Annotated in this window: 10 protein-coding genes; all 10 read right to left on the reverse strand. The window is 42.3% G+C overall.

From position 1 onward, the window contains the following. Positions 1–2 precede the first annotated feature (2 nt). The 10 genes from AC1XUO_RS22740 to AC1XUO_RS22785 all read right to left on the reverse strand — a co-directional run bounded on the left by AC1XUO_RS22740 (position 3) and on the right by AC1XUO_RS22785 (position 15,081). On the reverse strand, positions 3–1,223 hold the full coding sequence (locus AC1XUO_RS22740) for an ABC transporter permease (RefSeq protein WP_483332131.1): 1,221 nt from the start codon (positions 1,221–1,223) through the stop codon (positions 3–5). After that, positions 1,207–1,830, reverse strand: a complete 624-nt coding sequence (locus AC1XUO_RS22745) for an ABC transporter ATP-binding protein (RefSeq protein ID WP_483332132.1) — start codon at positions 1,828–1,830, stop codon at positions 1,207–1,209. Before AC1XUO_RS22745 ends, AC1XUO_RS22740 begins: the two co-directional genes overlap by 17 nt. An 83-nt stretch (positions 1,831–1,913) precedes the next feature. Then, positions 1,914–3,506, reverse strand: coding sequence for an amidohydrolase (locus AC1XUO_RS22750; RefSeq protein WP_483332267.1), 1,593 nt, complete (start codon positions 3,504–3,506; stop codon positions 1,914–1,916). A gap of 294 nt (positions 3,507–3,800) precedes the next feature. Continuing rightward, entirely contained in the window at positions 3,801–5,267 is a 1,467-nt protein-coding gene (locus AC1XUO_RS22755; protein WP_483332133.1) for a RagB/SusD family nutrient uptake outer membrane protein, read from the reverse strand. A 23-nt stretch (positions 5,268–5,290) separates the two neighbouring features. After that, positions 5,291–8,821 (reverse strand): SusC/RagA family TonB-linked outer membrane protein, encoded by a 3,531-nt coding sequence (locus tag AC1XUO_RS22760; protein ID WP_483332134.1) that lies wholly within the window; start codon positions 8,819–8,821, stop codon positions 5,291–5,293. A 152-nt stretch (positions 8,822–8,973) separates the two neighbouring features. Further along, the gene (locus AC1XUO_RS22765; protein WP_483332135.1) at positions 8,974–9,963 is read right to left on the reverse strand and encodes a FecR family protein; all 990 of its coding nucleotides are present in this window, start codon (positions 9,961–9,963) and stop codon (positions 8,974–8,976) included. Between the two features lie 152 nt (positions 9,964–10,115). Next, the gene (locus tag AC1XUO_RS22770) at positions 10,116–10,709 is read right to left on the reverse strand and encodes an RNA polymerase sigma factor (RefSeq protein WP_483332136.1); all 594 of its coding nucleotides are present in this window, start codon (positions 10,707–10,709) and stop codon (positions 10,116–10,118) included. Between the two features lie 331 nt (positions 10,710–11,040). Next, positions 11,041–11,883, reverse strand: coding sequence for a sulfurtransferase (locus tag AC1XUO_RS22775; protein ID WP_483332137.1), 843 nt, complete (start codon positions 11,881–11,883; stop codon positions 11,041–11,043). A 264-nt stretch (positions 11,884–12,147) separates the two neighbouring features. Continuing rightward, a complete protein-coding gene (locus AC1XUO_RS22780; RefSeq protein ID WP_483332138.1) occupies positions 12,148–14,616 on the reverse strand; it encodes a TonB-dependent receptor in 2,469 nt (822 codons plus the stop codon). Positions 14,617–14,730: 114 nt separating this feature from the next. Beyond that, on the reverse strand, positions 14,731–15,081 hold the full coding sequence (locus tag AC1XUO_RS22785) for a hypothetical protein (RefSeq protein WP_483332139.1): 351 nt from the start codon (positions 15,079–15,081) through the stop codon (positions 14,731–14,733). Between the last annotated feature and the right edge of the window lie 342 nt (positions 15,082–15,423).

Consider the following 15,423-nt stretch of genomic DNA (forward strand, 5'->3'; position numbering starts at 1 on the left):
TATCATGACTTAACCCTTAAAATAGTTTTAGAAATATCCGCCCGATACGCCTGAATTGCAGGCAAAATGGCCGCTACGATTCCAATAGAAAATCCGCCTGCGACGAGATATAATTCTTCCGGCATAAAATAAAATCCGCTTAACCGCGCTTGCGGGGAATCCTGAAAATAACCGATCACATGCAGACAAACGTGTCCTAGAAACATACCAATAGCAGATCCAATTATCGTCAGAATGATACCTTCCAGAATAATGATCGTGAAAACTTTCAACTGAGACGCGCCCATCACCCGCATAATGGCCAGATCATACGTACGTTCTCTTAATGAATTATATAAAGTCACAAAAATGCTGATCGCTGAAATGAACATGACAATGATTGCAAACCACTTCGCAGTGTTGACCCCAACGCCGATCAGTGTGAACAATCTGGCACTTTCCTTAGCCGGAGATGCTGCCTGCATCGAAGTTGATTTATTCACCATCATTGGAAAAAGTACAATTGACATGCGAGAGCGGTATTGGATTAAAAGTGACGTAATTTCCTTTTTGCTTTGATGCTCCGGATTCTCATGATCGTCTTCAATGCCATGCATTTTCCAGACACTTTCAATACTGGTCAGCACAAGATTATCCGCGACTGTGCCAGTAGGTTCCAGAATTCCGGTTATCCTATTCTGATTTCCTTCATGAACATCTTCATCCGAACTCAACCCATGCGACGCGCTAAATTTATCCCCTACCTTCAACTTTTTAATTTTCGCGACTTCCGAACCGATGACGACTTCAAAATCAATCTTCCAATAATCGCCCTGAGCAAGTTTCAAATGATAGAGATTAATATAACTTGTGTCGGTTCCGACAATCCGAAACCCGGCATAGTTATCGCCCAAAGCAAGTGGCACTGCACGTTTCACCATTGGATTTTTAGCTAGATTCTGCGCTTCTGATAATGAAATATTCCCTGTCGGAAAATCAATAAAGTAGATACTGCTCAGAATCAACTGTAGAGGACTGCCCTTCGCTCCTACCACAAGATCAATTCCATTCGCATTTCCTCTTAATTTTTCGCCTGCCTGCGTTGAACCCAAAAGCAATAAAGTCAGAATACCAGTTCCAAACGCAATCAGCAACACATTTAAAAAAAATGCGAGGCGGTTGAACTGCAAACTTTTCCAACTTATCCTGATCAAATTCATTCGCTGGTTATAAAATATACTCATTTGAAAATGCTTCCTTCACCCGCTCATCATGTGTGGAAACGACCAACGTCGCGCCGTTGGCATTAGAGAGTTTCAATAACAAACCAATTACCGCATTAGCATTTTTATTATCCAGACTCGATGTTGGCTCATCTGCAAAGAGTAGAGCGGGTTTGTTCAAAACCGCCCGGGCAATTGAAACTCGCTGTAATTGCCCTTGACTCAATGTGGACGGGTAACTATTCACTTTTTGAATAATATCAAGATCCGTCAGAACTTCTTTGATTCTTTGTTCGTCATTTTTTAACCCTGCGAATGTCTGCGCGAGAAATAAATTCTCTTTAACTGTCAGACTTTTTATTAAATGAGCCTGCTGAAAAACAACACCGATATTACGTCCACGAAATTGATCCAGCGCAGAATTAGAAAGTTTGTAAAGCTCAGTTTCACCAATAAAAACTGAGCCGGAACTCGGTTTTTTAATACCCGTCAAAATGTGCAGCAACGTAGTTTTACCACTTCCGGATTCACCCAAAAGCAGCCATTGCTCGCCTTTTCGGATATGTAAATCCGAAAAAGAGAGCGATTCGCTGGCATAATGATGAGAAAGTGATTTTGTTCTTAGCATAAAGTTTTTGGTGGTCCGCTGTCGGCAGTCAGCAGACGGCTCAGGCTATTTGAAAGCTGATTGACGAAAGCCGACTGCCGAAGTCACTTCCCAGTTCCTTCTGTTTTACTATCTCTTACTGTCGGATATTTAATCCCGAGTTGTTCAAGATAAGTAGGATATTTAGCCGGATCGTAATAGTATTTTTTCATCTCCGGCCTGAATTCCTGCATAATTTTTTCGTTCAGGTGAATGGCTGGTTTATCCGTTTTTGAAATAATCGGCGTGTACTTAACATCTTTGGTCTGTACATCTGTAAAATACGTTTTCGCATTTTTGATGACCTCCGGTTTGAGAAATAGATCGAGCAAAGTCATAGCTTCCACTTTCGCACCAGCCGTTACACCCTTATGCGCAATCGGGGTTGCCATCGCGATAGCATTTGCCCAGTGATGACCCGGAAGACCAGGAATATTCGCAGGATATCTCAGCACGATCGTTGGCAAATTCCATGAAATATCAGCAATGTCATCCGAACCGCCACCGCCCGAACCAGACGTTGCGGTCGGTTTTGCAAAGGGACTTAACGTCGTAGCAAGACCGTTATATTCAATAGCTCCGCCTTCCGGATTTCCCATTTCTTTCTGTGCAGCTTTCGCGAGTATCTGGTCAGCCTCCGACCATTTCGGTAACCCGACGGCTTTGATATTTTCATACATCGCCTCTGCCATGGGCTGATTAAAATGTCCCGGCCAGGCGCTTCCAAGAACCTCGTAAGTCATTTTAGTTTCAGTCATTTGCGCAGCACCTTCCGCAATTCTGATTCCATCTTTATACATCTGCATAATTTTGGGATAAGTTCTTTCGCGGAAATAATACCAGACCGAGGCTTTCGAAGGTACCACATTAGGCTGGTCCCCTCCGTCCCTGATCACATAATGTGAACGCTGGGTGGTTTCCATGTGCTCACGGTGATAATTCCAGGCAATATTGGTCAGCTCAACTGCATCCAAAGCACTTTTTCCGCGCCAAGGTGCCGCACCCGCATGAGAAGCCTGACCTTCAAAACTGAATAGGGCCGACACCATTCCATTGTTTCCGGCATCACCATAGGACACCGCCATATTGTTTGCCACATGCGTAAAAATACAAGCATCCACATCTTTGAAATAACCATCACGAACGTAATATGCTTTTGTGCCAAGCTGCTCCTCCGCAACGCCGGGCCACAACATGATCGTCCCAGAAATCTTTTCACGCTCCATGATTTTTTTCAATGCCAGAACAGCAGTAATATTCAGAGGCTGTCCGGAATTATGGCCTTCTCCGTGGCCAGGAGCACCTTCGATGATCGGATCGTGATAAGAAATACCGGGTTTTTGCGATGCTTTTGGAATACAATCGATATCGCTTCCAACGGCAATAACCGGTTTACCCGATCCCCATTTTGCAGTCCATGCTGTCGGGACCCCGGAAATTCCATTTTCAATAGTGAACCCGTTTTTCTGCAAAATATCGGTCAGGTATTTCGAGGTTTCCACTTCCTGAAAACCAAGTTCTCCGAAACTGAAAACCATATCAACCATTTCCTGGGTAAATTTCTGTTGCTTATCAATCTCTTTGGTAAGCTCCGTTTTCAAAGCATCGATTTTGGCAGGTGTCATTTTGGTCTGCGCGGCAACCATCTGCGAACTCATCGCAAAAGTACCTGCAACACAAATCCCCTTTGCCAACCAGCTCCTATACCGGTAAAATCTTTTTATATCTTTTTCCATTTTATAACCGATTAAGGTTTTAGTTTAATTTATCGCGCTTTCCACATTTGCAATTCATAGGAAACTTCCATAACATCCATCAAATCACTATAAAAAATATTCAGAATAAGCTCCAAAGTTTGACGGTTATGACCATAGAAAAAACAAACCATAAAGCATATACGTAACCAAAGTTTCAGCTCTTTCAAACATTAACAATTAACCCTTAACAATTAATTAAATAAGCTTATTTGTCGAAAGCTCTGCATTCGGGATCGGAAAAATATATTCAGGCTGCGTTGGTGCCACCGCTGGCGATGATAATCCCCCACTTCCTTTTGCCGGAATAGTCAGCAAATTCCTCAGCAGATCATTTGATCGCAATCCTTCTCCCAAAAGCTCAATCCTTCTTTCAATCCAGATTGTTTTCACCAGCGCATCTGCTGTTGCAATACTGGCATCCGGAAAAACGTAGGCAGCATCTGAGCGGTTGCGCACGGCTTTCAGCAACGCAACCGATTTTGCCAGATCTCCTGTTTTCGCCGCGGCTTCTGAATAATTCAGTAAAACTTCGGCATACCGGAGCAAAGGCACATAATCTAAAGCCGGGTTCGTCTGGTTATACTTTTTCAGATAGGTAACCCCACCGGCAACACGTGTAAAATTCGTTTTTCTCGCATCCGTCGCCGACCAGGTCGGGTCTCCCAGAATACCCGTTGCATTCAAATTATATTCCAGGTTGAGGTTGTAGGTATAGGCCAATGAATTTTGCCCGGCCACAATATTCAATACTGTCATCGGCATTGAGAAAATTGATTCGGTAGTTGTGTAATCCGTCGTAAATGGCGTCGCAACATTGGCTTGCAGCTGGTTTTTCACACCTGTTGGTGCGGAAAAAGGTGCAGCATCCGATACAATTTTCTTAGCTTCCGTCACCACCTTTGCATAATCGCCCATAGTCAGATAAACCCGGGTCTTGAATGCGATGGCGGTATTTTTATGCGCACGTGTTGTATTTAAAAGTGCAGTGGTATAAGTTAGAGGCAAACCAGCTTCTGCTTCATCAAGATCTTTCAAAATCTGCGCATAAACCTCAGCAACCGAGCTTCTGGCCAGATCATTATTAGCAGGGGTTGTTTCACCTTTCAACCGCAGGGGTACACCCGCTGACGCACCGTTATCTTTTGTATACGGCTGTCCATAACGGGTGATCAGTCCAAAATAACAAAATGCCCTGACAAATTTAGCCTCAGCAAGATATTGTGCAGCAAGTGTTTCGCTTACTGCCGTTGGATGGGCGGCAAGTCCGTCGATGATCAGATTTGCAGCATTGATGGCAGTGTACGAAGAACCCCAGCCAGACGAAGCATCATTGGAACCTGACGTAACTGTATGGCTCCATGCATCATAACCCGTAAAAACATTTTGGGTACGGTTAATAAAATCTTCTCCGCGGATATCAGCAAGCATCAGGTATCTCCCACCATACAAACTGCCATCTTTCATAGAAGTATAAATTCCGTTCACCTGCCCCAAAACACGTTCCGGCGTATCGAACAAAAATGCGTCCTGAAGCTGAATATTTGGTATCGGGTTAAGCAGTTTATCTTCATCACAGGAACTAAGCGCAAGGCCAAAAGGCAAGGCCAGAAATACCGCGCTGCGCATCCAGTGTTTTGCTGATTTTATATTGATTTCTTTCATCTTTTGTATGATTAAAAATGATCTTAGAATCCAAGGTTTACACCAAATGTGAAAGTACGCCCTTGTGGAATCGAGTTTTTCTCGACACCCGGCGTCGTATTTGAATTACCGTTAACCGAAATTTCGGGATCCGTTCCTGTGTATTTTGTCAGGATAAAAGCATTGAAAGCCTGAACATACAAACGAAGAGAAGCCAGACCCAGTTTCGCTAAACCACCCGTTGGAACGCGGTATCCCAGCGAAGCCGACTGCAATCTCAGGAAATCACCTTTTTCAGCATTGTCGGAAATAGGCCAGGAAGATCCGTTTGAAAGTAAATCACCGTAAACCACTTTCGGTACATCCGTAACTTGTCCGGGCGTCGTCCATCTTGAAAGTACGTCCGTGGAATTATTCCAGAAACGCTGGTCGCGCCATGTTGCTTTCGTTCCATTCATCACAAGATTTCCACCTGAATAAGTAAAATTGACACCCAGATCAAATGCCCCATACTTGATGGTATTGATAAAACCACCGTAGTAAGTTGGCAAAGCATTACCCAAAAGTTGATAATCATTTACACCAATGGCCGCTGCTGGTGTGCCATCAAGATACGTCCAGCGACTTCCACCGGATGGCACTACGTGACTATATTGTACTTTTTCACCAGCTTTGTTGATAAACACACGCTGACCATTTTCAGGATTCACGCCATCCGTTTTGGCTCCATATAAACTTCCAACAGAATATCCGATCCGCGTAATGTTCGTTGCTTCTGCCGCGGTTGATGTCGTTCCTACCAGTTCAGTACCTTGCCCGTAGAGCTCAGTAACCTTGTTTTTATTTTTGGTAAAGTTAATACTCGTGTTCCAGCTGAACTTTCCTTTTCTGATTACGCTAGCGTTAATACCGAGTTCAAGTCCGTGGTTATACATGCTGCCAATGTTCATAAAAATTGCATTTCCGGGAATACCCTTGGACGGCGATTGTGGTACGTTCAAGATCAGACCATTCACGCTGTTCGCATAATAGGTTGCTTCCAATTGGATACGGTCGTTAAGAAAACTGATATCGGCTCCAACGTTTGTCTGATTACTCGTTTCCCAGCCAAGATCAGGATTTCCACCCTGGCTGAAATTCCACGTTGGCGCTGATCCGTATAACGACGATTCATAAAGTGCAAGCGAACCGTATTGACTCACCCCGGAATTTCCTACGCGGCCCCAGCTTGCTCTTAATTTGATGCTGCTCATGATATCAGCCAAGCCAGAATTCTTGTAAAATTCTTCCTCAGACAATGTCCAGCCTCCCGAAACACCACCAAAGTTTCCATATTTTTTGCCAGCCCCCAAAGCCGAATTTCCATCACGACGATAGTTCAGGGTAAAGAAATATCGTTTGTCATAATCATAGGTAAAACGAGAAAAAACCGAGACAAGAGCACTTTCCGTCAAGACGTTCGTAATCGGAACAATCTGTCCATAACTTCCCTGAAATTCATCAAAGAACGGATCGGAAAGCTGTGTACGTCTCGCACCCCAGCTCGAAGTATTAAATTTCTGGACGTCATAACCAGCCAGCAAAGAAATGTTATGCTTTGTCGCAATTGAAGTATTATAACTCATCGTATTGGTCCAGTTCCAGTTGCTAATCGTACGGCTCATGTTCTGCGCGCTCCCGTTTGTGGAAAAACCGGGACCATGCACAGGGCTTTCGAAGGTTACGTTTTCAACTTTCAAACGGTCCATCGCGTAGTTCATTTTGTAAGTAAGCCCTTTCATCAGCTTCACTGTACCGCCAAAATTGGCAATGATTCGGTCGTTTTCGGAACTGTATTTATTCAGATCTAAAAGTGGAACGGGGTTATAAAAGTTACTAACTACTTTATTGGCACCCATACCCAAAGTGTTGGAAGTACTCAAATTATAAGAACCGTCTTCATTATACGGGGAAACGTTCGGCGCCGACAACCAGGCAAGGCGAGCGGAACCTACCAAACCAAAAGCATTTCCGCTTAGAGAACCTGTGTTCGGGGAAGAGTTCAGGCTGTTGTTGTAATTGATATTACTGGAAAAGGAAAGCCAGTTATTGAATTTGTGATCCACGTTAAAACGTGCTGCCTTACGGGTAAATTCATTGGTCTTTAAAATCCCCTTTTGATTGCTATAATTTGTTGAAAAGTAATATTTTGTTGATTCAGAACCTCCCGAGATACTTAAACTATGGTTTTGAGAAACACCCGTCTGATAAACCTGATCGTACCAGTTGGTGTTAACCATTGATCCATCAGGGTTCAGCATAGGAAAGAAAAGCGCAGATGCAACCGCATCATTACTTGCATTTCCACCCAGAATTTTTGCATTTAAAACGGCTTCATTTTTAATATCCATAAACTGCTGGGCATCAAGCATCGTCGGCAGACGGGTTGCTTTTGTCATACCGGTCCAGCCTTCATAATTTACCTTTGGCTTGCCAACTTTACCACTTTTGGTTGTAATCAACAAAACTCCGGCTGCTGCCCGTGAACCATAAATAGAAGTAGATGCCGCGTCTTTCAACACGTCAATGGACTCAATATCAGATGGGTTAATATCGCCAAGCGGGTTGTTGGCTACGGTTGAGTTTCCCGAAATATCACCAGTGTTGATAGGTATCCCATCCACAACGATCAAAGGGAACGAACTCAGCGAAATTGAATTTACACCGCGTATCCTGATGACAGGCGGATTATTCAAAACCCCGTTTGGTTGCCCTATACTAACACCCGTTGCACGGCCTGCCATTCCCTGGTCAAAACTTTGAACGGGCATGTCTTTCAGTTTGTCACCCGACACGCGCGCAGCAGAGCCTGTAAACTCGTCCTTCGACTGTGTGCCATAACCCACGACCATCAATTCACTAAGCTGCTTGGTGCTGCTTGCAAGTTTAATATTTACCGCGGATTGGTTCGTAATGGTTATTTCCTGTCCTAAATATCCCACGTAAGAAAATACCAAAACCGGAGAACCACCGTCCGTGACTTTGATACTATACTTTCCATTCATGTCCGTGATGGTACCAATGGACGTTCCTTTGATGAGCACGGCCACACCCGGAAGCGCATCGCCATTTTCTCCGTCGGTCACCACACCGGTAATTTCTCGTTCCATCTGATGAACAAGAGAAGCAAGTAAAATCTCAGTCTTTTTAGCTTCGCCGGTGGTCTTTACTTCTCTTTCGATTATAACCACCGTTCTTTTCTGCTCGCGGTAATCCAGTTTGGTAGAAGCCAGAAGCTCGTGCAAAACTTCATTTACCGGCTTTTTGCTTACCGCAATATTAACCTTGTACGGAGCGATCAGTTCTTCGTTATAGATAAACCTGAAACCGGTCTTCTTATTAATCTGCGAGAGCGCCTCTTTCAGACTTTTATCTTTGAGTGTCAGATCGATGGTAACCTCCTGAAGACTTTGTCCTGGTAGATGGGCGACGACCAGCGAAGGCTGAAATACCGCAGCCAGGACACAAAGAAACAGGCATACACTTTTAGTCGTCCATTTGGTAATGGACTGTAAACTTCTGGTACAATTTTTCATACCTTTGGATCAGTTTGGGGTTAAGCGATAAACATTAATTCCAATTTGAATAGCAGGGTCAGTGGGTGATTGGCGTTACGTCCTGACTTCTCTATCATACTTTCCGGCAGCTTCGGCTTGCCGGATTTTTTTGTTATAAAAAAGCAACAATGTTACATAGGCAGCGGGTTAGCATTATTTTTTCTCTTTTTCAATAAAGTAATTTTCTTATCCTCAAACTGATAATCCAGATTATTGGCAAGACTTAGCAATTCAAGAATGTGCGCCAGGGAATCGGTGGCAGTAAATTCAGCCGACATGTGATAACTTTTAATGGACTCATCGGCGAAGGCAATTTTAACACCAAATTTATTTTCTAAAATCGCAGTTACATTAGCAAAGCTTTCATTATCGAAAAGTAATTTCCCATCTTTCCATGCTACCGCGTTGGCACTGTTGACAGCCGTTTTTTCTATACTTTTTGTTTTGGTATCAAAATTGACCTGTTCGTTCGGCAATAATATTTTCCGCTGCCGTTTTTCGCCCCAGTCTGAGGCTTCCTCGACTTGTACTTTTCCGCGGGTAACAGTAACCTGGACACTTTCCAGAAAATGATAAGATCTGATGTTGAATGCCGTTCCCAAAACTTTCGTATTTGTTCCTGAGGCTTCAACATTGAAAGGCTTCGTTGTGTCTCGTTTAATATCGAAGTAGGCTTCCCCATCAAGTAACACAACTTTTCTTTCATCAGAATCGAACTTATTCGGGTATTCCAGCTTGCTGGATTCATTTAACCACACGGTCGAACCATCCGGTAATCTGATCTCTTCCCTCTCGCCTTTTTTCGTTTCAACTGCTACGATACCAATTTTCAGAAAATTAACTATTCCGGGTTTGGCCAAAAACATCACCATCCCCAAGATCAGGAAAACAGAGGCCGCGAGACTTAACCTGTTCAAAGGAAGTAAAAGCAAACGTGATTTGGATAATGAGGTTTTCTTAACTTTTAAAATCTCACCGCTTTCTTTATCCAAATAATTATTCAGCAAGTTATCCAGTTTTCCTTGAGCCAATAAATGGAAAAATGCTTCGAGTTCTTTTTCACTCAATTCATTCGCAACATACCTTTTAACGAGAATTTCCAGAAATTGCCTTTCTTCCATTTTTCAGGGATTTATAAGGAAGACGTAAAACGTTGCGTGCAGGGTACCCTGATTTGCAAAAATTATTTTATAATTTTTGCAAAACACAATTTTTCCTTCTGGTAAATACGTGATATACCACTAAAAAAATAACAATAAAGAAAAATGATCTCTTAAAATCCGGCTAAGAGAAAAAAGGAAAGGAGTGTGTTAAAAGAAAGACCGAAGCTTTTTTGAGCAGAATATTTGAGAAGTTTCATGGTCTTAACCATGTGTTTTTTTATTGCGTTACGAGAAATCCCTAGTGCTTCCGCAGCTTCGTCATAAGTTTGATCCATTTCGCGGCATAACTTAAACACCTCCTGATTTCTTGGTGACATTTGATCAAGAACTTTTTGCAGATGCTGATAATATTCTTCTGACTGAATAGTGTCTTCAACCTGGTTTTTAAAATCGCGGGAGGCATTTAGTATTTCTTCGCGGGCAGATTGTTCGACCGATGCGTGGCGTAAAAAGTCGAAGATATGATTTTTTGAAACCGTGAAAAGATAAGCTCTGAATGAACGTACATCTGCCAGATTTTCTCTCTTTTCCCAAACCTTCAAAAAGATTTCCTGACACAGATCTTGTGCGCAATCGGAAGATTTCACAAACTTTAAAACATACTTGTAAATTTCAGAATGATATTGATTGTAAATCTCATCAAATGCTCTTCTGTCGCCGAGCGATATACCATTCAGTAAAGTATTTTCGTCGATTGCGGTCATCTTTGATCAGGTCATTAAAATGGCAGACTTTCATATCGTTGTTCTAAGTTAATGACATATTCATAAAAATTTCAACTTTCGTTAAATTCATTTTAAGATATTTTGTCTTTTTAATTAATACATTAGTATAGTTATGAAATTTATAATTTATGTCAAATATTGTTCTGAACCAGGCTTAATTAAATATTCTGTCCAGGTAAAAATTCCCAGGCCATCTGATATAAAATTTACGTTTCTAAACTTCTGAATACTGAAAGGCGACAATATCAGACGTTCAAATAAAAAAGATTCCTCTTGTGAAGGAATCTCTTAGTCAATCAGTTTAGGTTATTTAATTATCCCCGGTAGCAATCGACATATCATTTCTTGACCATTCACTCCACGAACCCACATATAAACTCGCACCTGTAATACCGGCTTCCTCCATTGCCAAAAGCGTATGGCAGGCCGTAACGCCAGACCCGCAATGCACAATTATTTTTTCAGGAGCTTTACCCATCAGCACTTCGGAATATTTTTGCTTCAATACCTCCGGAGATAAGAAATTCCCTTCCTCATCCATATTTTCTATATATGGGATGTTGACAGCACCCGGTATATGCCCGGCAACCAGATCAATCGGTTCACTTTCTCCTCTGTAACGATAGTTTTCCCGTACATCAATAACGACATAATCGGAATTTCCGGCCGCCTGTGCAACTTCTTTCAAACCTACCGTCGGTGAAAGCCAGGCGTCAAGAGGATAGTCCGGATATTCGGTTAACAAGGTAAGTTCATCTTGGGAGAGTAAAAGTCCTTCTTTTTTGATCGCTTCCAAACCTCCACTGACCACATATACCGCTTCATGTCCGGCAGCTTTTAACATCCACCAGAAACGCGCCGCTGCCATCGCACCTCTTTTGTCATCGTAGACGATCACTTTCGTAGTCGGCGTAATGCCTAACTGACCCAATAACCGGGCAAACCTTTTCGCCTCCGGCAATGGATGCCTGCCTCCTTCTGCCGCATTTTCTGATTTCTCTGAGAGATCCGTTTCCAGGTTCACAAATAATGCCCCATCCAGATGTCCCGCGTCAAATCTGTCTTCGGCATCTGCCCCGCCCCGGGCATCGATCATGACAGTATCGCCGGTTGAAGATATTTCTGCTATTTCACTTGCCTTTATGATATTCATTTGTTTGCTGCTAAGTTTGCTTAAATCAGATTCAATTTACCAAAAATCAAACAATTAGTTTGAACACACTAAATCTTCTCTCAAATTCCTTTATTTTTTTGGTTAAAATTTAACCTTTCAAAATTATCCACGAATTACGAATGATAAGACAGACTGACATCAGCACAATTTATAACCCAAAGCCTGAATACTATTTTGCACCAAAAACAAAACTGGGTTGCCGATTTCAGATTCGACAACCCAGTTTTAAAAATCAATATATCATCAAAACGGAATAATCACTTTGACACTGCCGTTCCGGCCCATGTTATAAATTCCAGAACGCCCGTTCGGAGAACTTGCGTAATATTCGAAATATTTTAACCGGTTCAAATTCGATTGATACGAGATGTCAAAGACGTTATCAACCTGTAAAAAAAGCTGAAAAATCGGTTTCTTGTTGCGGTTGTTCACCGTAGTACCACATCCCAGATTAAAAAGCGTGTAACCTGCTGTGGCAGTTTCTGTATCGTCTACGCCATAGAATTTATTCTGGGCTCCATAATAGTCAACTTCTGCCCGAAAATAAGTTGAAGACAAAAACCCAAGTTCCCTGGCGATTGAAAACCTGAGCTCAGACCTTCCGTGAATCGGTGGTATAAATGGCAGGTATTTCGCAGCGTCTCCCTCGATGGCGATCAAAGCATCATTTTTGTTCAGGCCTCGAATAAATGCCAGACTATTATTAAAAGCCAGCCATTTTAAGCCGGTCGGATGCAGGTTTAAACTTGCCTCAGCACCATATAACTGCGCTTTTGACTGCTGGTATTTATAAGTAAAATTTCCCGGGACGATCACAACAGGGTTTCCTGAATCGTCATACAGGCGCGCCTGATAAATGTAATTATCAATGGTGTTATTAAAAACTTCCAGACTGATATCCATATCTTTCAGATAACCAATAAAACCAATATCGGTTTGCAGACTGAATTCGGGTTCGAAATCCCGGTTACCCAGATAAACAATGTGAGCCCCCGGATCAAGACCGTTTGATCCGATCTCCGTAATATTTGGCGCGCGATAGCCACGGGATACATTTGCCTTCAAAAGCAGACGTTCTGAAATATTATAAGTCGCGCCCAGGCTTCCCGAAATCCCTTTGAAACTGCGGTCATAAGATGGGAATTGCAGCACTGCGGCAGAATTCCGGGGAACTTTGAGAAGTTCATCGTAACCTGTCTCCGGATTAGGCTGCACATACTGGTCTTCCCAATTCCATGACCGGGTATCATAACGCATTCCACCGCTGACATCAACCTTACCCAATGATTTTTTCAGGAATAAGAACCCGCCAATATCCAGCAAATTATAATCAGGAATCGGAAAATCTGTTCCATCCAGGTTTCGGTTCATCTGATACATTCCATTCACCCCTAATGTTGCCTCTACGCCCTGCCATTCCGGGAAATTATACTTTAAATCATAGTTATAGGTACTAAGCTGCACATACAATCCCGGCTGTTCCGGCGTGGTCGGGTGATTATATTCCCGGCGCACACTTTGCTGAAATCCAAGTAAGGCTGTCAGATCTCCTTTACCTAACAAAAAATGATTTTTTGTAAATAACCGGTAATGCTGAATGCGCTGGTGCAATGGATTAATATTATAAGTTTTCAAGTCCCGCTCAGCAACCAACGGGCGATCCTTTATGTCATCTTTTCCACTTTCAAAAATTTGTCTTGTAAATCGGCGGGTTAACGAATCCCGGCTTCCGTCCGGAATTTCCTGTAAGTTATTGTAAAGCGTTGCATAAACATAGGACGATCCCCAGCGTTTTTCGAACCCGGTCATCGCCGACAAATTCAGTTCGTTGTAGGCAGTACCATAGACCCTGCCATCCACCCGATTCTTATAAGCCGTAGCATTTTTTCCTGAAACGCGGAATGCGCTTTTCCAGCCGTTTTTGTTATAAGCCAGCCCGCCGGAGGCACCGATCATACCGTTATTGGTATGATATTCCGTCGTGATATCTCCCTTCACTTTCCCTTCCGGACCTTTTGGGATATAGGGTATAAAGTTGATCACGCCAGCCACAGCGTCCGAACCATAAATCAGACTTGCAGGGCCTTTCACAACTTCTGCACGCTCAATGCCATACTGGTCAATTTCAATACCATGTTCGTCGCCCCACTGCTGTCCCTCCTGACGGATGCCGTTATAAAGAGTCAAAACGCGGTTATAACCAAGGCCACGGATAAAAGGCTTTGAAACATTAGGACCCGTTGTTACCGCGCTAAGCCCAGGAACACCTTTTAAGACAGCGTCAACTATGTTGTTATTGACGTTCATATCCATTTCCTTTTTGCTCATGACTGCAATAGCAACCGGACTTTTCCGAAGTTCTGTTGCTCTGGAAACACCTGTGACAACAACCTCACTTAAATTATTAATAAGAGAATATAAAGAAATGTTTACCGCTGCGACCACATCGGCAAGAATATCAATCTTTTTTGTAACACGCTGAAAACCTATTGCAGAAACCTGTAATTCATAACGCCCTGCCGGAATATTAGCAATCGTAAAAGCTCCACTACTGTCAGCCTGTATGCCAAAAGTCGTTTTTACCAAAGTAACTGTTGCGTAGGGAACAGGTTTTCCGCCGGAAGTAATTGTTCCGGTAATCTGATTATTTTGAGCAAGTACCTGCGAGGTAAGGGCTAAAAAAATCGTAATGAAATGGATATATTTTTTCATAGATTCAATTCTATTGAGTAGCAAGAATGGAACAACCTCAGATGAACGCATACCAGACGTACTGCATGCAAATGCTGTTGTTGAATAATGATGTTAGGGATATAAAGAAGAAGCTTAAACAGTCGGCGGTCCGCGTAGAAATAAAGTCAGGAAATTATGTTCTGAATCGCGTTCAATGTATTGGTAGACAAGAAGTGTTTCCTCAATAATTTCAGGTATAGAAAAAGAAAGCTCCGGAAGAAATGTATCAAATGGAAGGTTACTGACACAATCCAGCCAGTTCAATTCGGACTGGGTATGATGGTGGTTCGGGAAATTACATTTCGCCCCGAATTCTGCATAGGGATGCACGTGGCTGACAATCCGGCCATCAGGCATACGGTGAGAATGCCGAAACACGACGTTGCTCAGGCAAATCAATGCCCACAATACCAGCAAAAAGCCAGCCAACTGTCGTCGTTTCATAACATTATCACTCATATCAAATAATCTATGCATTAATGTTGCAAACAAATTCTAAACAATCCCATTTATTAGTAAGTCCCAATTCAATTGTGGAATAATCAAATTATCGTAAATATTTTTTCAATACCTCAAGGGACCTTATTAATCCAGATGAATTGATTTCAGAGTCGCATATCTTAAATTTTAGACAAATCTAAAAATATTATTTATAAACTAAAATTTTAAAGTTAGAATTATAAGATATTATTATTTTTATCGAATTAATTTTATTTTATTTAGTACACTAATTATTTTTCAACGCTCAATAGTAAATCATATATCTGCAAAAAAAACGTGTCCCAG

Source organism: Dyadobacter sp. HNCC25DJ186 (genome assembly GCF_056895235.1).